This window comes from Bradyrhizobium sp. 147 (genome assembly GCF_023073935.1).
GTDB lineage: Bacteria > Pseudomonadota > Alphaproteobacteria > Rhizobiales > Xanthobacteraceae > Bradyrhizobium.
In genome coordinates this window covers 61,540-82,953 of record NZ_JADPKL010000012.1, presented here as the reverse complement: position 1 = coordinate 82,953, position 21,414 = coordinate 61,540, and the positions used below count along the sequence as shown (strand labels likewise).

At 64.6% G+C, this 21,414-nt stretch carries 23 protein-coding genes; 13 read left to right on the top strand and 10 right to left on the bottom strand.

Translation table 11 applies throughout. The features are described from left to right. Positions 1 to 179: 179 nt before the first annotated feature. The 7 genes from infC (at position 180) to IVA87_RS03485 (ending at position 6,811) form a co-directional block, all read left to right on the top strand. A complete protein-coding gene (gene infC, locus IVA87_RS03515) occupies positions 180 to 719 on the top strand; it encodes a translation initiation factor IF-3 (protein WP_247276617.1) in 540 nt (179 codons plus the stop codon). Positions 720 to 1,148: 429 nt separating this feature from the next. After that, on the top strand, positions 1,149 to 1,349 hold the full coding sequence (gene rpmI / locus IVA87_RS03510; RefSeq protein ID WP_008539890.1) for a 50S ribosomal protein L35: 201 nt from the start codon (positions 1,149 to 1,151) through the stop codon (positions 1,347 to 1,349). An 80-nt stretch (positions 1,350 to 1,429) separates the two neighbouring features. Further along, positions 1,430 to 1,789 carry a 50S ribosomal protein L20 gene (gene rplT, locus IVA87_RS03505; protein ID WP_247295030.1) on the top strand — a complete coding sequence of 120 codons (360 nt, stop codon included), beginning with the start codon at positions 1,430 to 1,432 and terminating at the stop codon, positions 1,787 to 1,789. A gap of 211 nt (positions 1,790 to 2,000) precedes the next feature. Next, a complete protein-coding gene (gene pheS, locus IVA87_RS03500) occupies positions 2,001 to 3,083 on the top strand; it encodes a phenylalanine--tRNA ligase subunit alpha (RefSeq protein WP_247295028.1) in 1,083 nt (360 codons plus the stop codon). 86 nt (positions 3,084 to 3,169) lie between these two features. Next, positions 3,170 to 3,553, top strand: coding sequence for an endonuclease domain-containing protein (locus IVA87_RS03495; protein ID WP_247295026.1), 384 nt, complete (start codon positions 3,170 to 3,172; stop codon positions 3,551 to 3,553). A gap of 82 nt (positions 3,554 to 3,635) precedes the next feature. After that, positions 3,636 to 6,044, top strand: a complete 2,409-nt coding sequence (gene pheT, locus IVA87_RS03490; protein WP_247295024.1) for a phenylalanine--tRNA ligase subunit beta — start codon at positions 3,636 to 3,638, stop codon at positions 6,042 to 6,044. Then, positions 6,041 to 6,811, top strand: a complete 771-nt coding sequence (locus IVA87_RS03485) for a sulfite exporter TauE/SafE family protein (RefSeq protein ID WP_247295022.1) — start codon at positions 6,041 to 6,043, stop codon at positions 6,809 to 6,811. The genes pheT and IVA87_RS03485 overlap by 4 nt, the downstream gene beginning before the upstream one ends. A gap of 60 nt (positions 6,812 to 6,871) precedes the next feature. Here the strand turns inward: IVA87_RS03485 and IVA87_RS03480 are convergent, their stop codons facing one another. Further along, on the bottom strand, positions 6,872 to 8,260 hold the full coding sequence (locus tag IVA87_RS03480) for an NAD(P)/FAD-dependent oxidoreductase (protein WP_247295020.1): 1,389 nt from the start codon (positions 8,258 to 8,260) through the stop codon (positions 6,872 to 6,874). 193 nt (positions 8,261 to 8,453) lie between these two features. Here IVA87_RS03480 and IVA87_RS03475 point away from each other — a divergent pair, with 193 nt between their 5' ends. Further along, entirely contained in the window at positions 8,454 to 9,431 is a 978-nt protein-coding gene (locus IVA87_RS03475; RefSeq protein WP_247295018.1) for a YiiX/YebB-like N1pC/P60 family cysteine hydrolase, read from the top strand. Positions 9,432 to 9,541: 110 nt separating this feature from the next. On the opposite strand, the gene IVA87_RS03470 is transcribed toward IVA87_RS03475, so the two are convergent. Beyond that, positions 9,542 to 9,817: a metal-sensitive transcriptional regulator gene (locus tag IVA87_RS03470; protein WP_247295016.1), complete on the bottom strand. Its 276-nt coding sequence runs from the start codon at positions 9,815 to 9,817 to the stop codon at positions 9,542 to 9,544. A gap of 50 nt (positions 9,818 to 9,867) precedes the next feature. On the opposite strand from IVA87_RS03470, the gene IVA87_RS03465 reads away from it, so the two are divergent. The 3 genes from IVA87_RS03465 (at position 9,868) to IVA87_RS03455 (ending at position 13,828) form a co-directional block, all read left to right on the top strand. Then, the gene (locus IVA87_RS03465; protein ID WP_247332720.1) at positions 9,868 to 12,324 is read left to right on the top strand and encodes a heavy metal translocating P-type ATPase; all 2,457 of its coding nucleotides are present in this window, start codon (positions 9,868 to 9,870) and stop codon (positions 12,322 to 12,324) included. Positions 12,325 to 12,395: 71 nt separating this feature from the next. Further along, a complete protein-coding gene (nikR, locus tag IVA87_RS03460; protein ID WP_247295011.1) occupies positions 12,396 to 12,848 on the top strand; it encodes a nickel-responsive transcriptional regulator NikR in 453 nt (150 codons plus the stop codon). 239 nt (positions 12,849 to 13,087) lie between these two features. After that, entirely contained in the window at positions 13,088 to 13,828 is a 741-nt protein-coding gene (locus IVA87_RS03455; protein ID WP_247332719.1) for a sulfate transporter family protein, read from the top strand. 17 nt (positions 13,829 to 13,845) lie between these two features. Here the strand turns inward: IVA87_RS03455 and nth are convergent, their stop codons facing one another. Further along, the gene (gene nth / locus IVA87_RS03450) at positions 13,846 to 14,598 is read right to left on the bottom strand and encodes an endonuclease III (RefSeq protein ID WP_247332718.1); all 753 of its coding nucleotides are present in this window, start codon (positions 14,596 to 14,598) and stop codon (positions 13,846 to 13,848) included. 22 nt (positions 14,599 to 14,620) lie between these two features. Here nth and IVA87_RS03445 point away from each other — a divergent pair, with 22 nt between their 5' ends. Together IVA87_RS03445 and IVA87_RS03440 are read left to right on the top strand one after the other, a co-directional pair. Further along, the gene (locus tag IVA87_RS03445) at positions 14,621 to 15,154 is read left to right on the top strand and encodes a DUF2244 domain-containing protein (protein ID WP_247295000.1); all 534 of its coding nucleotides are present in this window, start codon (positions 14,621 to 14,623) and stop codon (positions 15,152 to 15,154) included. Between the two features lie 54 nt (positions 15,155 to 15,208). Beyond that, a complete protein-coding gene (locus IVA87_RS03440; RefSeq protein WP_247332717.1) occupies positions 15,209 to 16,105 on the top strand; it encodes a bifunctional helix-turn-helix domain-containing protein/methylated-DNA--[protein]-cysteine S-methyltransferase in 897 nt (298 codons plus the stop codon). 94 nt (positions 16,106 to 16,199) lie between these two features. Here IVA87_RS03440 and IVA87_RS03435 read toward each other — a convergent pair whose 3' ends face one another. The 7 genes from IVA87_RS03435 to dnaJ all read right to left on the bottom strand — a co-directional run bounded on the left by IVA87_RS03435 (position 16,200) and on the right by dnaJ (position 21,352). Beyond that, a complete protein-coding gene (locus IVA87_RS03435) occupies positions 16,200 to 16,823 on the bottom strand; it encodes a 2,3-bisphosphoglycerate-dependent phosphoglycerate mutase (RefSeq protein ID WP_247276564.1) in 624 nt (207 codons plus the stop codon). Positions 16,824 to 16,842: 19 nt separating this feature from the next. Next, the gene (gene dapB / locus IVA87_RS03430; protein WP_247294994.1) at positions 16,843 to 17,658 is read right to left on the bottom strand and encodes a 4-hydroxy-tetrahydrodipicolinate reductase; all 816 of its coding nucleotides are present in this window, start codon (positions 17,656 to 17,658) and stop codon (positions 16,843 to 16,845) included. Between the two features lie 181 nt (positions 17,659 to 17,839). Beyond that, positions 17,840 to 18,151, bottom strand: coding sequence for a DUF1330 domain-containing protein (locus tag IVA87_RS03425; RefSeq protein ID WP_247332716.1), 312 nt, complete (start codon positions 18,149 to 18,151; stop codon positions 17,840 to 17,842). Positions 18,152 to 18,172: 21 nt separating this feature from the next. Then, complete coding sequence (gene pyrF / locus IVA87_RS03420; protein ID WP_247294988.1) at positions 18,173 to 18,883, bottom strand: orotidine-5'-phosphate decarboxylase; 711 nt, start codon at positions 18,881 to 18,883, stop codon at positions 18,173 to 18,175. A 6-nt stretch (positions 18,884 to 18,889) separates the two neighbouring features. Continuing rightward, entirely contained in the window at positions 18,890 to 19,468 is a 579-nt protein-coding gene (locus tag IVA87_RS03415; protein ID WP_247294984.1) for an NAD(P)H-dependent oxidoreductase, read from the bottom strand. Between the two features lie 57 nt (positions 19,469 to 19,525). Beyond that, positions 19,526 to 20,125, bottom strand: a complete 600-nt coding sequence (locus IVA87_RS03410) for an rRNA adenine N-6-methyltransferase family protein (protein WP_247294981.1) — start codon at positions 20,123 to 20,125, stop codon at positions 19,526 to 19,528. A gap of 87 nt (positions 20,126 to 20,212) precedes the next feature. Further along, positions 20,213 to 21,352, bottom strand: coding sequence for a molecular chaperone DnaJ (gene dnaJ, locus IVA87_RS03405; protein WP_247294978.1), 1,140 nt, complete (start codon positions 21,350 to 21,352; stop codon positions 20,213 to 20,215). Between the last annotated feature and the right edge of the window lie 62 nt (positions 21,353 to 21,414).

Here is a 21,414-nt window from a genome sequence, read left to right as displayed (position 1 = left end):
GGCCGTTTGGGACGCTTGCGGAACAGAACCAAGGTGTCTATGTCGTCTGCGTGCCAACGGGCGTGGCCAAAATGCCTCGCATTTGAGGGTTTTTCGCCTCTCGCACGAGCGACTTGCTTGCCGGCAAACGCATCTTCCTTCAAGATAGCCGCTTCCTTCACAACTTTGGAGAACCACCCATTCGCCGTCCTAATAAAGCTCCGCCCGCTGCCAGCAAAGACGGGCCGCGCATCAATGATGATATCCGCAATGCGCAGATCCAGCTGATCGATCAAACCGGTGACAACAAAGGCACGGTCGAGACGGTCCTGGCCATCAAGATGGCTCAGGAAGCCGGCATGGATCTGGTCGAGATTTCGCCGAATACCAGCCCTCCCGTCTGCAAGATCATGGACTACGGGAAGTACAAGTATTCCGCTCAGAAGAAAGCCGCCGAAGCCCGCAAGCGGCAGAAGACCGTCGAGATCAAGGAGATCAAGCTCCGTCCGATGATCGACGATCACGATTACGACGTGAAGATGCGCGCGATGCAGCGGTTCTTCGAAGAGGGCGACAAGGTCAAGATCACGCTGCGCTATCGTGGTCGCGAAATGGCGCACCAGGAGATCGGCACCAAGCTTCTGGACAAGATCAAAACCGACGTCGCCGAGCTCGCCAAGGTCGAGCAGGACGCAAGGTTCGAGGGTCGCCAGGTCGTGATGGTTCTGGCGCCGCGCTGACCGGCTCTTTGGGACTGAGACTTCAACGGCCCGTCCGGATCTCCGGCGGGCCGTTTGGTTTGTCAGCTTCTCCTCGCCTGCCAGTTGCGAGCAGCGCCAGGCGGCGCGGGCGCGCAAAGCTCGAGAAAGAGGAAATCGATCGCGGGAATGGGCCATTGGGTCCTGCTCCGGACATGAGGCGTGGACATTGGGGTAGCAACCCCAAATAGTCGGCGGCTAGAGTTCCGGCGGTTCATCGTTGCCATTTGGCTCCCGCTCTGTCATAAGCCCAGCCTTCATCGCCCGGCTGATTAAGGGCTGCCGTGGCGGTGTTTCGTGCGGGTTTCGCGCTCGTTCGCAAAACCTGAGCACAATCAACGCTCTAACGAGCATTTTAGACGGCCAGCCGCCTTCACGGGCGGATTTCTGTTGCGGCCATAGGAGAGCCAAATGCCCAAGCTGAAGACCAAATCGGGCGCTAAAAAGCGCTTCAAGGTGACTGCCACCGGCAAAGTGATGCACGCCCAGCGCGGCAAGCGTCACGGCATGATCAAGCGGACGAAGAAGCAGATCCGTCAGCTCCGCGGCACCCGCGTGCTGTTCAAGACCGACGGCGACAACGTCAAGAAGTACTTCTTGCCGAACGCTTGACCGCGTCCACGATCACTGCCACCTCGCGCCGCGTTCGCGCGGCGATCCGAAACCGAAGTCATCTCTGAAGGATTTTTGTCATGTCTCGCGTCAAACGCGGTGTGACCGCCCACGCCAAGCACAAGAAAGTCTACAAGGCCGCCAAGGGCTTCTATGGCCGCCGCAAGAACACCATCCGCGCCGCCAAGCCGGCGGTCGAGAAGGCCATGCAATATGCCTTCCGTGACCGCAAGCGCAAAAAGCGGACATTCCGCGCGCTCTGGATCCAGCGCCTCAACGCCGCAGTCCGTCCGTTCGGCCTGACCTACAGCCGATTTATCGACGGCCTCGCCAAATCTGGCATCACCGTGGACCGCAAGGTGCTGTCGGATCTCGCGATCAACGAGCCCGCCTCGTTCCAGGCGATCGCCGAGAAGGCTAAGGCTGCCCTTGCGGCGTAACAGGGCCAACGCCGCGCTGGCGGCGTAGCGGTCCTCCACTGTGCTCTGCACAGCGTTCAGCTTGTGATGGCCCGGGCAGAGGCGCGTCTTGCCGCCTTACTGCCCCGGCCGTCATCTCTTGCGCATACTTCTCAGACGTGGATGCCCGGCAGCGCGCCGGGTGTGACGGGCTAGGATCATCGGCTCAGCATCCTGGCCAAAAGGGATTGCCATGACCGATCTTGTCCAGCTCCAGAACCAGATCATCGCCGACATCGCCGCGGCTGCCGATGAGGCTGCGCTCGAAGCCGTGCGTGTTGCAGCCCTCGGCAAAAAGGGTTCGATCTCGGCGCTGCTCGCCACGCTCGGCAAGATGTCGCCGGACGAGCGCAAGACGCAAGGCGCGGCGATCAACCAGGCCAAGGACGAAGTCAGCCAGGCGCTTGCGGCGCGGCGCGACGTGCTGAAGTCGGCGGCGCTCGATGCGCGGCTCGCATCCGAGACCGTCGACGTCACCCTGCCGCTGCGCGAGGCACCGGCGGAAGCCGGCCGAATCCACCCGCTGAGCCAGGTCTGGGACGAGCTGACCACGATCTTCGCCGATATGGGATTCTCGGTCGCCGAAGGCCCTGATATCGAGACCGACGATTACAACTTCACCAAGCTGAATTTTCCGGAAGGCCATCCCGCGCGCGAAATGCACGACACCTTCTTCTTTCATCCGAAGGAAGACGGCTCGCGCATGCTGCTGCGGACCCACACCTCGCCGGTGCAGGTGCGCACCATGCTGGGCCAGAAGCCGCCCATTCGCGTGATCTGCCCGGGTCGCACTTACCGCATCGATTCGGACGCGACCCACACGCCGCAATTCCACCAGGTCGAAGGCCTCGTCATCGACAAGCACTCGCATCTCGGCCACCTCAAATGGATCCTGCACGAGTTCTGCAAGGCGTTCTTCGAGGTCGACCACATCAACATGCGCTTCCGTCCCTCGTTCTTCCCGTTCACCGAGCCATCGCTGGAAGTCGACATCCAGTGCCGTCGCGACAAGGGCGAGATCCGCTTCGGCGAGGGCGAGGACTGGCTGGAGATTCTCGGCTGCGGCATGGTGCATCCGAACGTGCTGCGCGCCTGCGGCATCGATCCCGACGAGTACCAGGGCTTTGCCTGGGGCATGGGCATCGACCGCATCGCCATGCTGAAATACGGCATCGCCGATCTGCGCCAGCTGTTCGACAGCGACGTCCGCTGGCTGTCCCATTACGGCTTCAAGCCGCTGGAGGTACCGACGTTGGCGGGGGGATTGAGTTCGTGATGATCAGCGCTGGGAGCAATTCCACAAAGACCCTTTCCGTTCCCTCCCCCCTTGTGGGGGAGGGTCAGGGAGGGGGGTAGCCGCAGATGCCGCACACAGTGGTGAGCGACCGTCAGCGCAGCCGAGCGAAGCAACTTCGCCGCACGATGACGCACGCTGAGACACTGCTATGGCGATATTTGAAAGCTAATCGCATGGATGGCGTGGGCATCCGACGTCAGACACCGATCGGGCGTTACATCGCCGATTTCGTGTGCTTCTCATCGAAGCTAATTATCGAGCTCGATGGAGAATCTCACAATTTCGAGGAACGGCAGAAGGCAGATCAGCGCCGCGACGCGTTCTTCGCCGCGGAAGGATTTCAGGTTCTGCGTTTCACGAATGAGCAGGTGATGTCAAACCTTGAGGGAGTTGTCGAGGCAATCCGCCAGGCAGCTTCCGTCAGAGCGCGCGGCTTACCCCCTCCCTGACCCTCCCCCACAAGGGGGGAGGGAACACTGGCACCGACCAAGATCAATTCGTAAACACCGACAAGAGCCGAGGCACACAGCCATGAAATTCACCCTCTCCTGGCTGAAGGATCATCTCGACACCGACGAGCCCCTGGAAAAGCTCGCCGACAAGCTCACCATGATCGGGCTCGAGGTCGAGAACATCGAGGACAAGGCAAAGGCGCTGAAGCCCTTCACCATTGCGAAGGTGATCTCGGCCGAGCAGCATCCGAATGCGGATCGCCTGCGGGTCTGCATGGTCGACACCGGTGACGGTGGCGCGCCGGTGCAGGTCGTGTGCGGCGCGCCGAATGCGCGGGCCGGGCTCGTCAGCGTGTTCTCGCCGCCCGGCACCTACATTCCCGGCAAGGACATCACGCTCGGGGTCGGCACCATCCGCGGCGTCGAGAGCCGCGGCATGCTGTGCTCGGCGGCCGAGCTGCAGATATCCAACGACCATGACGGCATCATGGAATTGCCTGCGGACGCGCCGATCGGCGCCGCTTACGCCGAATGGGCCGCGCTTGGCGATCCCGTGATCGAGATCAACCTGACCCCGAACCGGCAGGACTGCACAGGCGTGCACGGAATCGCGCGCGATCTTGCCGCTGCCGACATGGGCAAGTTCAAGGACCCCACGATCAAGCCGATCAAGGGCGAATTCCCCTGCCCGGTGAAAGTGACGGTCGAAGACGCCACGCTGTGCCCGGGCTTCGCGCTGCGCCTCGTGCGCGGCGTCAAGAACGGCCCCTCGCCGGAATGGCTCCAGGCGCGGCTGACCGCGATCGGGCTGCGCCCGATCAACGCGCTGGTCGATATCACCAATTTCATGACGTTCGATCGCGCGCGGCCGCTACATGTGTTCGACGCCAAGAAAGTGAGCGGCAATCTCGTCGTACGGCGCGCCCGCGAGGGCGAGAGCCTGCTGGCGCTCGACGGCCGCACCTACAATCTCGATCCCAATATCTGCGTGATCGCGGATGAGCACGGCGTCGAATCGCTCGCCGGCATCATGGGCGGCGAGGCCTCGGGCTGCGACGAGAACACCACCGACGTTCTGATCGAATCGGCGCTCTGGAACGAGATCAACATCGCCCAGACCGGCCGCAAGCTCGGTGTGAATTCGGATGCGCGCTACCGCTTCGAGCGTGGCGTCGATCCGGCCTTCATGGTGCCGGGGCTCGAGCTCGCGACCAAGCTGGTGATGGACTTGTGCGGCGGCACGCCGTCCGAGACCGCCGTGGTCGGCAAGGCCTTCGGCGATGACCGCGTGATCGATTTCCCGGTCAGCGAAGTCAAGCGTCTGTCCGGCATCGAGGTGCCGCAGCCGGAGATGAAGCGCATCCTGACCCATCTCGGCTTCATGATGGCGGGCCCGGGCCCGGTAGTGAAGGTCGCAGTCCCCTCCTGGCGCACCGACGTGCACGGCAAGGCCGACATCGTCGAAGAGATCGTGCGCATCTTCGGCGTCGACAAGGTGCCGATGACAGCGTTCGAGCGCGGCGAAGACGCACGCAAACCTGTGCTGACCCCGCTTCAGCTGCGCACCCGGCGCGCGCGGCGCGCGCTGGCGAGCCGCGGCATGGTCGAGGCCGTGACGTGGTCGTTCATCGCAAAACCTGCGGCAAAATTGTTCGGCGGCGGGCAGCGCGAGCTCGAGGTGGCGAACCCGATCGCATCCGACCTTTCCGACATGCGCCCGACGCTGCTCGCGGGGCTGATCGCGGCGGCGCAGGCCAATGCCGATCGCGGCTTTGGCGATGTCGCGCTGTTCGAGGTCGGGCAGCTGTTCAGGGGAGACCGCCCGCAAGATCAGTTCATGGCGGCGAGCGGCGTACGCCGCGGGTTTGCGTCCTCGGAAGGTCTCGGCCGGCACTGGTCCGGCTCGGCGCAGGCTGATGTGTTCGACGCCAAAGCCGATGCGCTGGCGGTGCTCGCCGCTGCCGGCGCGCCGATGCAGGCGCTTCAGATCGTCGCCGGTGGCCCCGGCTGGCTGCATCCGGGGCGTTCGGGCACGATCCAGATCGGTCCGCAGAACGTGCTCGGCTATTTCGGCGAGATGCACCCGCGCGCGCTCGAGGCGCTCGGCGCCGATGGCCCGCTGATCGTGTTCGAGGTGATCCTCGACCGCATTCCGGAGTCGAAGAAGAAGCCGACCCGCGCCAAGCCTGCGATCGAGCTGTCGGCGTTCCAGCCTGTTACGCGCGACTTCGCCTTTATCGTCGATCGCACAGTCAAGGCCGGCGATATCGTGCGCGCGGCGCAAGGCGTCGACAAGAAGCTGATCACCGGGGTCAACGTCTTCGACGTCTACGAGGGCAAGGGCATCGATGACGGCAAGAAGTCGATCGCGATCGCGGTCACGATCCAGCCGCGCGAGAAGACGCTGACTGACCAGGAGATCGAGGCTGTGGCCGCGAAGGTCGTGGCCGAGGTCGCGAAGAAGACCGACGGCACTCTTCGCGGATGAGCCTGACGGACTTTCTGCCGAAGGACGTCAGCCTCACCATTGCGATGGCGCTTTGCGCCGTCGCGTTCGTTTCGGGCACCGCCCGCGGCTTCTCCGGCTTCGGTTCGGCGCTGATCTTCATGCCGCTGGCGAGCAGCATCGCTGCGCCGCGGCTCGTGGCTGCCTTGCTGCTCGTGATCGATTTCGTCGCGGCCGCGCCGCTCCTGCCCGACGCCTGGCGCAAGGCGGACCGCAAGGCCACGGCCGTGATCGTGCTGGGCGCGTTGATCGGCGTGCCCCTTGGGACCTATTTTCTCAGCGTGCTCGAGCCCGTCACCACGCGCTGGATCATCTCCTGCTTCGTCGCCGCGCTGCTGCTCCTGCTGCTGTCGGGCTGGCGCTATCGCGGCAAGGACCACACCTGGCTCTCGGTCGGCATCGGCGGCCTTTCCGGCTTCTGTAGCGGGCTGGCGCAGACCGGCGGTCCACCGATCGTCGGGTATTGGCTCGGCCGTCCGATTGCGCCGATCGTCGCGCGCGCCAACATCGTGCTGTTCTTCGGCGCATCGGATTTCTTCTCGATGGTGAGTTACGCGAGCACGGGCCTGATCTCGCGCGAGTCGCTCGCGCTTTCGCTCATCGTCGGCCCGGTCTATGCGATCGGCGTCGCGTTCGGTGCATCACTGTTCGGCCGCGCGAGTGAGAAGGTGTTTCGCGGCATCTGCTACGCGCTGATCGCGCTGGCGGTGATTGCCGGGCTGCCGGTGCTGGATGGGGTATTGCGGTAAACCGATGCTGTGGTCCCTGCGTTCGCAGGGACGACAGCGGAGTGTTGGGGGTTGATTGCCTCACTGCCGCGGCACGCGTCGCTTCTTGGTCGACTGCGTCGGGACATCCGCCGGCTCGTCTCTCAGCGCGCCGATCTTGCGCAGCGCGGCGTCCGCGGCGCGTTCGCCGCTTTCCCAGGCTCCGTCGACGGTGCCCCACAGCGTCTCATGCGTGGCTTCGCCGGCAAGGAACATGTTGCCGATCGGCTCCGTCAAAACCTTCCGCGAGAGGTGACCGCCGGGCGCAGCCGCCGACATCGCGCCCATGACATAAGGCGAGGCATTCCAGCGCGTCGCGGTGGTCTTCTGCACGGCGGCCGCAGCTTCGCTGCCGAACAGTTTGGTGATCCACTCCTTCGCGAAAGCCGTCATCGCCTGCTCGCCCTGTCCGGAGAGATCGCGGCCGAACGAGCCGCCGACGTCGATCGAGCACAGCGCGGAGCCGCCGATATTGGCGAACATCAGCGCCGTCCGCGTCGAATTGCTCTGTTCGATCAGGGTGTCGTCGCGCGACAGTCCGAGCGGGTTGCCCGGCAGTTGCAGCACGATGCGATCGTAGCTGCCGAGGGTGAGCTTCGATGCCGCGTCCAGCGTGCGTTTCGGAATGTCAGGCGCGAACTTGATCGCGCCAGACGTCAGCACGTTGGTCGAGACGGTGATGATGGCGGCGCGGGCCGCGATCTTGCCGCTTGGGGTCTCCACTCCGACATCCCGATTGCTCCAGACTATCCGGCTCACCGGCGTCGACAGCACCACCGGCGCCTGCTCGCCGAGTTTTGCGATCAGCGTCCCCAGACCCTGGCGGCAGGCGATCGCGCCATTGCGGTCCTGCGCGCGGGCCTTGTCGATCGCCGAAAGCTCCTTCAGATCCTTGCCCGCGAAGCCCGCGCCCAGCATGAACTCGGTCGCGCCGGCCCAGTCGCCGAGATCCTTCGGCAGCACGGAGGCGCAAGAGGTGTCCAGCTTGCCGCGCGCGGCGTCGTCGATGGCACGCTTGGTGCGGACCAGCGCGGCCAGGAACTCCTCGGTCTCGCCGGCGCGCGCATTGCGGCGGCCGATGCGCATTTTCTGGCCCGATGGCGCCGGCAGCACGTCGAGCCCGGCGCTGCGCGCCAGCCGGATCATCGGATTGGTGTCGGGATTGTGCATCCAGCGCGCGCCGCGGTCGAACGGCGTGCCGAAAATCGTGCTATCCGTGATGCAACGGCCGCCGATCTGGGCCGCCGCTTCCACCACCACAACCCTGCGGTTGGCGGCCATGATGCGCCGCGCTGCGGCAATCCCCGCAGCCCCCGCGCCGATCACGACGACATCGGCCTCCCGCTGCGGGGTCGCGGCGGTCGCGCGCAGCACAGGCATCGCGGCAAGGCCCGCCGACGCCGAAAGGAAGCCGCGGCGCGTGATAGTCATTGTCATGGTTTCCGGGGACTTGCGACGTATGGGAACAGCCCGCGAACCTTGCCGTATCTGATGTTGCGCAGCAACCATCATGGTGAATCAATCGTGCTTGATCTCACAGAGTGATGAACCGAATTGCAACACGTTTGGACCATGATAGAGAAGGGAAAAAGACGGCCGGAAAAGGCCCTGGGGGGAGTTTGAGATGGGGACGGTCCTGGACTCGGTCGGCAAGCTGATTGCCGCGTACCTCTCGAAGGAGGTGCCGGGCTACGAGCCGTTCACGCCGAGCGACCCGGAGCACCTGCGCGGCGTCATCGAGCCTGGCGACGTGCTGCTGGTCGAAGGCAACAACCGCATCTCTGGTATCATCAAATATCTGACGCAATCGACCTGGTCGCATGCTGCGCTCTATGTCGGTCCGATCGAGGGCGCGGAAGAGGCTGACGGCGAGCCGCATGTGCTGATCGAGGCCAATATCGGCGAGGGCGTCACCTCTGCGCCTTTGTCGAAATATTTTCCCTATCACACCCGCGTCTGCCGCCCGGTCGGGCTGTCCTATGAGGACCGTACCACCGTCTGCCGCTATGCGATCAACCGCATCGGCTTCGGCTACGATACCAAGAACATCGTCGACCTCATGCGCTTCCTGTTCCCGTTGCCGATACCGCAGCGCTGGCGGCGGCGCATGATCGCGCTGGGATCGGGCGATCCCACCAAGATCATCTGCTCGGCCTTGATCGCGCAGGCATTCGACGCCGTGCGCTACCCGATCCTGCCGAAGATCACCAAGGCCGGCAGCCGCGCCGCTCGCCGCGAAATTCTGCACATCCGCGATTCCTCGCTCTACATGCCCCGCGACTTCGACATCTCGCCCTATTTCGAAGTCGTCAAACCCACCATCGTGCACGGCTTCGACTACACAGCCTTGCACTGGGCCGACAAGCAAAAGCCGCTCGAGGAGGTGGCGGGCACATTCAGTGTGTTTCCAGAAACGCTCCGTGCGCCGCCGCTCGTTCCTGAGGCGTCTGACGAAGCGACGCCGGCTGAAATTTCGGCTGAAGAAGTGAGCAAGCAACCTGCCGAGATGGCCGAACGAATGTCGGAGCATTTCCCGCTGCTGAAGAGATTGGCGATGTACCGCCCGCGGCGGCGGGGACGGGCAAGGGAGAGGGTGGCGTAAACTGGCCTACCCGATGTCCCCTGGCGAAAGTCCATGGGCTTTTGCCAGGACGACGCTAAAGGAAACACCACGGCTCCCACCCACCGTCATTGCAATGACGAGAGCCGGACCTACCGTTCCGCCCGTCCGATCACCGCCATCAGCTCCGCGATCTTCTCGCGCTGATCGGCCTTGTCGCCACTGGCGATGGCGTGCTCGACGCAATGGGCGACGTGATCCTTCAGGATCTCCTCCTCGACCCGGCGCAGCGCGGCGCGCACCGCCGAGATTTGCGTGACGATGTCGATGCAGTAGCGATCTTCCTCCACCATTTTCGCGAGGCCACGAACCTGGCCCTCGATCCGGCCGAGACGTTTTCCGACTGATGCCTTGATGTCCATACGCATGGGGCTTATATACCCCCGTAGGGTATCAATTGCAAGGGCGGAGCATCGCCATGAACGACCCCCACAGGCACCATCATAAGCAGGAAACACATGCCGGATGCGGCTGTTCCAGCAAAGCCGCGCCGGCCGCAAAGCCGGCATCCTCCTGCTGCGGCGGCCGCGGCGATCACGCCGGCCACGCCGATCATCATCATGGGCATGACCATGGCGGTGGCGCGACGAAGGTCCTCGATCCCGTCTGCGGCATGACGGTCGACCCCACGACGTCGCAGCACCACCTCACACATCACGGCGAGACGTTCCATTTCTGCTCGGCCGGCTGCCGCACAAAGTTCGCTACCGACCCCGCCAAGTACCTCGCCAAGGACGGGGCGCCCAAGCCTGAGATGCCCGCGGGCACGATCTACACCTGCCCGATGCACCCCGAGATCCGCCAAGTCGGCCCCGGCAGCTGCCCGATCTGCGGCATGGCGTTGGAGCCGGAAGTCGCGAGTCTGGAGGCCGGTCCCAATCCCGAGCTCGCCGACATGACACGGCGGTTCTGGATCGGCGGGGCGCTGGCACTGCCGGCCGTGGTGCTGGAGATGGGCGGCCACCTCGCCGGCCCGCACAGTTGGATCGATCCGATATTGTCGAACTGGATCCAGCTCTTCTTCGCCACGCCGGTGGTGCTGTGGGCCGGCTGGCCATTCTTCGTCCGCGGCTGGCAGTCGCTGCGGACGCGCAACCTCAACATGTTCACGCTGATCGCGATGGGCACAGGAGTGGCCTATGTCTACAGCGTGCTCGGCACCGTCGCGCCGCAGATATTCCCTGACACCTTCCGTGGCCATGAGGGTGCGGTCGCCGTTTATTTCGAGGCGGCTGCCGTGATCACGGTGCTGGTGCTGCTCGGCCAGGTGCTGGAGCTGCGCGCACGTGACGCGACCTCGGGCGCGATCAAGGCGCTGCTCCAGCTCGCGCCGAAGACCGCACGCCGCGTCGAGCCCGATGGCAGCGAGCACGAGGTCGAGATCGATACGCTGCATGCTGGCGACCGTCTGCGCGTCCGCCCCGGCGAGAAGGTGCCGGTCGACGGCATCCTTCTCGAAGGCCGCTCTTCGCTCGACGAATCACTCGTCACGGGCGAATCCATGCCGGTCACCAAGGAGAGCGGAGCCAAGGTGATCGCCGGCACGCTGAATCAGTCCGGCAGCTTCATCATGCGTGCCGACAAGGTGGGGCGAGAGACGCTGCTGTCGCAGATCGTGCAGATGGTCGCCGACGCACAGCGCTCGCGCGCGCCGATCCAGCGCTTGGCCGACCAGGTCGCCGGCTGGTTCGTGCCGGCCGTGATCGTTGTCGCGCTGGCGGCCTTCGCTGCCTGGGCTTGGTTTGGACCGGAGCCGCGTCTCGCCTTCGGTCTCGTCGCAGCCGTCAGCGTTCTGATCATCGCCTGCCCCTGTGCGCTCGGGCTTGCGACCCCGATGTCGATCATGGTCGGTGTCGGCCGCGGCGCACAAGGAGGCGTGCTGATCAAGAACGCCGAGGCGCTGGAGCGGATGGAGAAGATCGACACGCTGGTGGTCGACAAGACCGGCACGCTGACCGAGGGCAAGCCCAAGGTGGTGGCGATCGTGCCGGCTGCCGGTTTTGCCGAGGATAACGTCCTTCGCCTCGCCGCCAGCGTCGAGCGTGCCAGCGAGCATCCCCTGGCCGACGCGATCGTGCGCGCGGCAAACGAGAAGCAGCTCACTCTTAGTCAAGTCGAGCATTTTGACTCACCGACCGGCAAGGGCGCGACCGGCAAGGTCAAGGGCAAAAGCATCGTGCTCGGCAATGCCGGATATCTGTCGTCGATCGGCATCGACACCCAGCTGCTCGACGCCGAAGCCGAGCGGCTGCGCGGCGACGGTGCGACCGTGATCAACATGGCCGTGGACGGCCGGCTCGCCGGCCTGTTCGCGATCGCCGATCCGGTCAAGGCGTCGACCCCGGAGGCGCTGAAGGCACTCGCGGCCGAAGGCATCAAGGTCATCATGCTGACCGGCGACAACCGCACGACGGCGCAAGCGGTGGCGCGCCGGCTCGGCATCGCCGAGGTCGAGGCTGAGGTGCTGCCGGAACAGAAGAGCGCGGTGGTCACCAGGCTGCAAAAGGCCGGCCGCAGCGTCGCGATGGCCGGCGACGGCGTCAATGACGCGCCGGCGCTGGCGGCCGCCGAGGTCGGCATCGCCATGGGCACTGGCACCGATGTGGCGATGGAGAGCGCCGGGGTGACGCTGCTCAAGGGCGATCTCGTCGGCATCGTGCGGGCGCGAAGACTGTCGCAGGCGACGATGAGCAACATCCGCCAGAACCTGTTCTTCGCCTTCGTCTACAACGCCGCCGGCATCCCGATCGCAGCCGGCATCCTCTATCCGGCGTTCGGCCTGCTGCTCTCGCCGATCATCGCTGCGGCGGCGATGGCGCTGTCCTCGGTGAGCGTGGTCGGAAATGCGCTGCGGCTGCGTGCGACCAGGCTGTGAATCGCTTGCGCGGCCAGGCAATATATACATAGCCCGAACAGGCCAAGCTGGCACGCGGGGAGAGATACCTGATGCAGCGAATTACGATCACGATCGAGGACGATCTGCTGGCGGAGATCGACGCGGCGGCGGAAGCGCGCGGCTACCAGAACCGCAGCGAGATCATCCGCGATCTCGCCCGCGCCGGCCTGCAGCAGAGCAGCGAAGACGCCACGCAGACCGGCTCCTGCGTCGCGGGCCTCGTCTACGTCTACGACCACGCCGCCCGAGATCTCTCGAAACGCCTGGTGCAGGAATTCCACGGCCATCACGACCTCGCGCTGGCGACCCTGCACGTCCATCTCGACGACGACAATTGCATGGAGATGACGGCGCTGCGCGGCGCCGCCTCCGAGGTCAAGCATTTTGCGGATCACATCATCGCCGAACGCGGCGTGCGCTACGGGCGCGTCGTGATGATCCCGACCGGCGAAGCCAAGCAGGTGAAGGCGCGCAAGCACGGGCATGGCCATCGCCATGAGTAGCAACTAGCCGCACACGCGGTGCCGACCCCTCTCCCCTTGCGGTGGCTCACCGCGGAGCGGTGAGACGGGTGAGGGGTATGTCTCCGCACATCCAACTCTCATTTGAATGCGAGGATACAACCCCTCATCCGGCGCTTCGCGCCACCCTCCCACAAGGGGAGAAGGTAAGAATGAAGCCGCCCTTGCCGAAGCCACATTGGGTGTCTACCTCTCGCGTGTTGTTTATTCAGAGGGTCCCCATGCTGGATGCCGCCGTGAAGGCGTTGTCGCAAATGATCTCGCCGCCGATGCGCTCGATCCTATGGCGATCGATCGGGCTTGCGCTGGTGCTGATCACCGTGCTGGCGATCGGCCTGCAACGGCTTCTCAGCTGGTTTGCGACCTCTGGCGAGGTCTGGCTAGAGGGCCTGCTCGGGCCCGGCTGGCATTCCTCGCTTGAAGTCCTTTCCTGGATCGTTTCGATTGCAGCGGGCCTCGGCGTCGTGTTCGGCGGCGTCTTCCTGATGCCCGCGATCACCTCGCTGGTGGCGAGCCTGTTCGTCGACGACGTCGCCGACATCGTCGAGCGTGAGCATTATCCCGCCGAGCGGCCGGGCGTTGCGCTGCCATTCGGCCAGGCAATCCTCGAGGGCATCAAGACCGCGCTGCTGACCATTGTGGTTTATCTGATCGCGTTGCCGCTGGTACTCTTCGCCGGCGCCGGCTTCCTGATCTTCTTCCTCGCTGCCGCCTGGCTGCTCGGCCGAGAATATTTCGAGCTCGCGGCCATGCGCTTCCGCCCGCCGGAGCAAGCCAAGGCGATGCGGCGCGACAACGCCGCGACCATCTTCACCGCCGGCCTCTTCATCGCCGCCTTCGTCTCGATTCCGATCGTGAACTTGGCGACGCCGATCTTCGGCATGGCCTTTATGGTCCACATGCACAAGCGGCTATCCGGTCCGCGGCCCGAACTGATCGAGCCGGCGCGGCAGATGCGGTGACGCGCCCGGCGCGGCACTCAGACCGTCTTCTCCGGCCAGCGGCAGAGATCGTTGATCAGGCAAACCTCGCAGCGCGGCTTGCGCGCGAGACAGGTGTAGCGGCCGTGCAGGATCAGCCAATGATGGGCGTGCAGCATGAACTCGGCCGGGATCGCCTTTTCGAGGCCGAGCTCGACCTCGAGCGGCGTCTTGCCGGGCGCAAGCCCGGTGCGGTTGCCGACGCGGAAGACATGCGTGTCGACCGCCATGGTGTGCTCGCCAAAGGCCATGTTGAGCACGACATTCGCGGTCTTGCGTCCGGCGCCGGGCAGCGACTCGATCCCCGCGCGGGTCCGCGGCACCTCGCCACCGAATTCGCTGAGCACCTTTGCCGATAGCGCAATGACGTTTTTCGCCTTGGTGCGATAGAGGCCGATCGTCTTGATGTACTCGCGTAGGCGCTCCTCGCCGAGATCGAGCATCTTCTGCGGGGTGTCGGCCACCTCGAACAACGCGCGCGTCGCCTTGTTTACGCCGGCGTCAGTGGCCTGCGCCGACAGCACCACGGCGACCAGCAGCGTGAACGGATTGACGTGCTCGAGCTCGCCCTTCGGCTCCGGATTGGCTTTGCGGAAACGGCTGAAGGCCTCGTGAATTTCGGCGGGCGTCCAGGGTTTTGTAGCTTTGAGTGATTTCTTCGCGGGGGCCCTCGGCTTCGCAACGGCCGGCTTCGGCCTTTTCTTCGGCGCGGGAGTTTTGCGTGGGACCGGCTTGCGGGTGATTTTCGCCATGATTGGGATATACTGAGCGACGATGAGCACAGGCAACGAAATTGAGCGCAAGCCTTCTGAAGATCCGCGCGAAGTGCAGATCTTCTCCGCGCTGCTGACGCCACATCGCTCGCTGAATCGCACCGGCTTCCTCGCCGTGATGCTGTTCCTGAGCGTGGTCAGCTTCGTCACTGGGCTCGCCTTTCTGATGATGGGCGCCTGGCCGGTGTTCGGCTTCTTCGGGCTCGACGTCCTCGTGATCTGGTGGGCCTTCAAGGTCAATTTCCGCGCCGCGCGGGCCAGCGAGGAGATCATGGTCACCCCTTCCGAATTGCGCGTGCGTCGCGTCAGCGATCGCGGCCAGGTCGCCGAATGGACGTTCAATCCGCTCTGGGTCCGGCTCGACATGGAAATCGACGAGGACTTTGGCATCGAGCATCTCTACCTGATCTCGCGCGGCCACCAGATCCAGATCGCCCGCTTTCTCGGGCCGGACGAAAAGGCAAGTTTTTACAAAGGCTTGGTAGAGGCGCTGAACGCCGCCAAACGCGGCCCGACCTACAATCCGGTCAGCTGATTCCAGATCGGAAATCGGGTGGTTTCGCACCCTTCCCTCTCCTACATTTCGGTCATGATGACACTCGCCATACATGACCACCGCCTGGCCAAGCCGGGCCCCCAGAACGCCGCGCTGCGCGACTATGATTCCGTGCGCCGGGCGATCGCGTTCATCTCCGAAAACTGGCGGACGCAGCCGACCATCGAGGCGATGGCAGATGCGGCCGGCGTCACGCCCGACGAGCTGCACCACCTGTTCCGCCGCTGGGCCTCGATCACGCCGAAGGCTTTCATGCAGGCGCTCACCCTCGACCATGCCAAGGGGCTCCTGCGGGATTCGGCGAGCGTCCTCGATGCGGCGCTCGACTCCGGCCTGTCAGGCCCCGGCCGCCTGCACGATCTCTTCGTCACCCACGAAGCGATGTCGCCGGGCGAATGGAAGAACGGCGGCGCGGGATTGACGCTGCGCTACGGCTTCCATCCCTCGCCATTCGGCACCGCGATCGTGATCGCGACCGACCGCGGCTTGTCGGGGCTGGCCTTCGCCGACCATGGCGAGGAGAAGATCGCGCTCGCCGACATGACGCGACGCTGGCCGAAAGCGACTTATGTGGAAGATCACGAAGGCACCGCGCCGTTGGCGCAGCGCATCTTCGACACGAAGCTGTGGCGGCCGGATCAGCCGTTACGCGTGGTCCTGATCGGCACTGATTTCGAGGTGCGGGTGTGGGAGACGCTGCTGAAGATTCCGATGGGACGCGCGGTGTCCTATTCCGACATCGCCTGCAACATCAACAGCCCGAAGGCCTCACGCGCCGTCGGGGCCGCGGTCGGCAAGAACCCGGTCTCGTTCGTGGTGCCCTGCCACCGCGCCCTCGGCAAGAGCGGCACGCTCACCGGCTATCACTGGGGCATCACCCGTAAGCAGGCGATGCTGGGCTGGGAGGCGGGGCGGCTGGGGATGCAGTAGCTATTGTCATCCCCGCCTTGGTCGGCAATCGCGAAAGGTCGGGACGACACCGAATGTGAGGGCGCGGTCTCACCGCACCTCGCGCGATCGCGGCCTACCCCGCCAGATCCAGTTTCGAGGCCACGGTTGAATCCGCATTGAGGCGATAGATGATCGGCACGCCGGTCGCGAGCTCGCGCTTCAAAATGCCTTCGGGTGAAAGCTTTTCAAGCACCATGATCAGCGCGCGCAGCGAGTTGCCGTGGGCGGCGACCAGCGTGCGCTTGCCATTGAGCACGCTGGGCAGAATCTCCTGCACATAGTACGGCAGCGCGCGCGCGAGGGTGTCCTTCAGGCTTTCGCCGCCGGGCGGCGGCACGTCGTAGGAGCGGCGCCAGATCAGCACCTGATCCTCGCCCCATTTCTTGCGGGCATCATCCTTGTTGAGGCCGGAGAGATCGCCATAGTCGCGTTCGTTCAACGCGAGATTCTTCGAGGTCGGCAGGCCTTCCTGCCCGAGCTCACCGAGGATGAGGTCGAGCGTGTGCTGCGCGCGCGTCAGCACCGAGGTGTAGGCGACGTCGAACACCAGGCCCTGCGCCTTCAGCTTACGGCCAGCTTCCTTCGCTTCGGTCACGCCGAGCTCGGTGAGATCAGGGTCCTTCCAGCCCGTGAACAGGTTCTTCAGATTCCATTCGCTCTGGCCGTGCCGTACGAGCACGAGAAGACGTTCGCTCATTCACTGCTTTCCGTTTCGTTCAGATGTCAGACAGGCCAAGCACGTCGGCCATGGAGTAATGCCCCGGCTTCTTGCCATGCGCCCACAGCGCCGCCTTGAGCGCGCCATGGGCGAACAGCATGCGGTCCTCGGCGTGATGCGACAGCGTCAGGCGCTCGAACGGGCCGAGGAAGCTGACACTGTGATCGCCGGCCGCGGTGCCGCCCCGCAGGGAGGCAAACCCGATGTCGCCCGGGCGGCGCGCGCCGGTGAGGCCGTCACGGCCGCGCGCGGCGTGCTCATCGAGCGGGATGCCGCGGCCACTCGCGGCCGCCTGGCCCAGCATCAGTGCCGTACCCGAGGGCGCGTCGATCTTCATGCGATGATGGGTCTCGACGATCTCGATGTCAAAACTCTGGTCGAGCGCTTTGGCGACGCGCTTGACCACGGCCGCGAGCAGGTTGACGCCGAGACTCATATTGCCGGATTGCACCACGACAGCGCGGTTGGTCACGCTCTTGATCACGGCGTTATCGGAGCCCGACAGCCCGGTCGTGCCGATGACGTGGACGAGGCCGCGCTCGGCGGCGATCGCGACATTGGCGATGGTCGCGGCCGGCACGGTAAAATCGAGGATTCCGTCGGCATCCTTGGACATCGCCCAAAGGTCGGCGGAGAGCTTGATGCCGTTGGCCGGCAGGCCTGCGAGCACGCCGGCATCCTTGCCGAGCAACTCCGAGCCCGGCGCCTCCAGCGCGCCGGCCAGCACCGCGCCTTTGCTCTCGGCAATCGCCCGCGTCAGCGCGCGCCCCATCCGGCCGCCGGCCCCAGCAACAATCAAGCGCATGTCGGACATGGTGTGATCCTCTTCGCTGCCGTTGTAGCGGGGGCAGACAGTTCCGGCAACCGAGAGGCATGAGCACCATCGTCATTCCGGGGCGATGCGCAGCATCGAACCCGGGATCTTGAGATTTCCCGGTGCGCAATTGCGCACCTGAGGTCTGGTCCTTCGGACCATCCCGGAATGACTGCGTGCTTCAGCCGTCCGACGGCTGCGGGCCGTCATAGCCCTCGATGATGATGAGATCGGCGATGGAGTGCGGCTGGCGCACCTTGATGTTGGCCTGGTATTCCGGCGAGTTGTAGCAGGCGAGCGCGGTCTCGTAGTCCGGGAATTCGATCACGACGTTGCGGTTGCGGCTGGCACCTTCGACGGTGGTGAACTTGCCGCCGCGAACGACGAAGCGGCCACCCCATTTCTTGAAGATCGGACCGTTGGCGACGACATAGGGCTTGTAGCCCTCGTCATTGCTCACATCGACGCGTCCGATCCAGTAGCCTTTTGCCATTGTTGTTCTCCCTCTTGTTGATTAGCCGAGCGCCTGCGCGATCTCGGCTTGAATGGCTTCCGCGATTGCCTTGGGCTCGGTGGCTTCCACCACCGGCCGCCCGACGACGAGGTAATCGGCGCCGGCAACGATGGCGCGGCCGGGCGCCATGATGCGCTTCTGATCGCCGCTTGCCGAACCAGCCGGGCGGATGCCGGGCGTGACGAGGCTCATCTGATGGCCAACAATCTTGCGCAAGGCACCCACCTCTTCCGGCGAGCAGACGAGACCATCGACGCCGAGCACCTGCGCCTGCTGCGCGCGCGCTTCGACCAGTTCGGAGACGCCGAGCCGGTAGCCGGCCGCGTGCAGATCGTCGTCATTGTAGGACGTCAGCACGGTGACGGCGAGGATCTTCAGGTTCGAACTGGCGCGGCCTTCGACGGCGCCCTTCATGGTCTGTGGATAGGCATGCACGGTGAGGAAGGTTGCGCCGAGCTTGGTGATGCTCTCGACCCCTTGCGTCACGGTGTTCCCGATGTCGTGCAGCTTGAGATCGAGAAAGACCTTCTTGCCCTTGTCGGCGAGCCGGCCGACCAGCGGCAAGCCGCCGGCATAGGCGAGCCGGTAGCCGATCTTGTAGAAATTGACGCTGTCGCCGAGCCTGTTGACCATCGCTTCCGCGACATCGACGCTCGGCACATCGAGCGCAACGATCAAGCGGTCCTTCGGGGCGATCTCGGCGGGCGTCATGTCACCTCACATCATGCGTTGGGAAATGTCGATCAACTGCCGCACCAAGGCCTGCAACGCGGCGATATCGCCCTCGTTCTTCAGCCTGTCCATATCGTCATAGGCCTGGTCGGCAAAGGCAAGCGTGAGCTGGTTGGCAATCACATTGGCATGGCAGGAGGTCAGGATCAGCCGCAACGCCTGCAGCGCACGGGCCGCGCCCAGCCGGTTCTGTGAGGCGCCGGCGAGCGCGAAGACGCGATTGCGGAACACGTCGCCGCGCGCCTCGTGCAGATCGTGTACGCGGCTGACCCAGTCGATCGCGTTCTTCAGCAGCGGCGGCACCGAAGCATTATATTCGGGCGTGACGATCAGCACGCCGTGATGCGCGCCGATCATGCGCTTGAGATTGATTGCGTGCTTGGGCACGCCGGATTTGGCCTGGAGGTCGCCGTCATAGATCGGCAGCGGAAAATCGGCGAGCGAGATGCGGGTGATTTCGACGCCGGCTTGGGCGAATTCATACGCTGCGACCGCCGCCAGCTTCGCGTTATGCGAGCCGGTGCGCAGCGAGCCGGGAATGATCAGGATCTTGGGAGCTGACATCCAATCCAATGCGTTCGGCGAAACGAGCCCGCCGCGCAAAACGAGGAGCCGGCGGAATTAATCCTTGCGATACACCCAGACGCGGGCCGGCGGAAGGTTCATCCAGATCCGTTCCGAGGCCTCTGTGGACACGCCGGGCAGTGATTTCGGGATCGGCGGCACCACCGCATAGGTGAACTGAATGAAGGGCGCACCGGGCGCCAGCGCCGCGAAGGAGTCGCGGATGAGCCGCAGCCGCGTCAGCATCGGTTTTGTGACGAGCGGCAGGCCGGAGACGACCGCGGAGGCCGGCTCGCTCAAGATGTTCCAGAGCGTATCGCGCAAGCGATAGGCATCGCCCTGCACCACCTTGGCCTGCGGGTAGCGGTCGCGCAGCAGCGCACAGAAGCCAGGATTGTATTCGACCAGGACAAGACGCTTCTGGTCGATGCCGCGCTCGATCAGAGCTGAGGTGATGGCACCCGTGCCGGGCCCGAGCTCGACCACCGGAGCGTCGGAGTCGATATCAACGTAATGGGCCATGGTCCGGGCCAGCAGCTTGCCCGACGGCATTACCGCGCCCATGTGCAGCGGCTTTTCGATCCACGATCTGAGAAAGCGTACCTCATCATCGAGACGAGGCTTCTTCAACGCACGCGCGGACGATGGCAATGGCATGTCAGGACCGGACGGGACCGCAGGACGCGGCGTGTCAGAAAATGGTCATAAAGACGTATAGGCCGAAGGCGGCACGGTCAAGACGCGTCAACTCGCCCGATTACCGAAGAAATCCTTGACCTTGGCGAAGAAGCCCTCTGATTCCGGCTGCGTATTGCCGGAGGACAGCTTTTCGAACTCGGCCAGCAATTCCTGCTGCTTCCTGGTGAGGTTCTGCGGGGTCTCGACCACGACCTGGACGTACATGTCGCCCATCTGGCGCGAGCGCAGCACCGGCATGCCCTTCGATGCGATGCGGAATCGGCGGCCCGATTGAGTTCCGGCGGGCACCTTCACTTTGGCCTTGCTCTTCTCGATCGTCGGCACCTCGAACTCGCCGCCAAGGGCGGCCGTCACCATCGAGATCGGCACGCGGCAATGCAGATCGGCGCCGTCGCGCTGGAAGAACTGGTGCTGGGCCAGCGACAGGAAGATGTAGAGGTCGCCGGGCGGGCCGCCGCGGACCCCGGCCTCGCCCTCGCCGGCGAGCCTGATCCTCGTGCCGTCCTCGACGCCTTGCGGAATGTTGACTGACAGCGTGCGCTCGCGGGTGACCCGGCCCTGTCCCGAGCAGGACGGGCAGGCTTCCTCGATCATCTGGCCGCGTCCCTGGCAGCCGGGACAGGTGCGCTCGAGCGTGAAGAATCCCTGCGACTGCCGCACGCGGCCGGCGCCGCCGCAGGTCGAGCAGGTCTTCGGCTTGGTCCCGGCCTTGGCGCCGATCCCCGAGCAGGCCTCGCAGGTGACCGAAACCGGAATTTCGATCTGCGCGGTCTTGCCGCTAAAGGCTTCCTCGAGTGTGATCTCCATGTTGTAGCGCAGGTCGGCGCCACGCTCGCGGCCGCCGCGGCCGCGCTGTCCGGCCATGCCGAACAGGTCTTCGAAAATGTCAGAGAAGGAGGACGCGAAGCCCGCGCCGAAACCGGCACCGCCGCCGCCGAAACCGCCGCCCTGCTCGAACGCTGCATGGCCGTAGCGATCGTACGCGGCGCGCTTGTCCTTGTCCTTGAGGATCTCGTAGGCCTCGTTGATTTCCTTGAACTTGACCTCGCTGGTTTGATCCCCCGGATTGCGGTCGGGATGGAATTTCATCGCCAGCTTGCGAAACGACGATTTCAGCTTGGATTCGTCGGCGTCGCGATCGACCTCGAGGGTCTCGTAGTAGCAGCGCTTGGTGGACGTGGACATGATGAGCTCGGTCTATCCAATCGCGTATCAAGTCGGAGCGAAACGACGCCGCTGCGCGACGA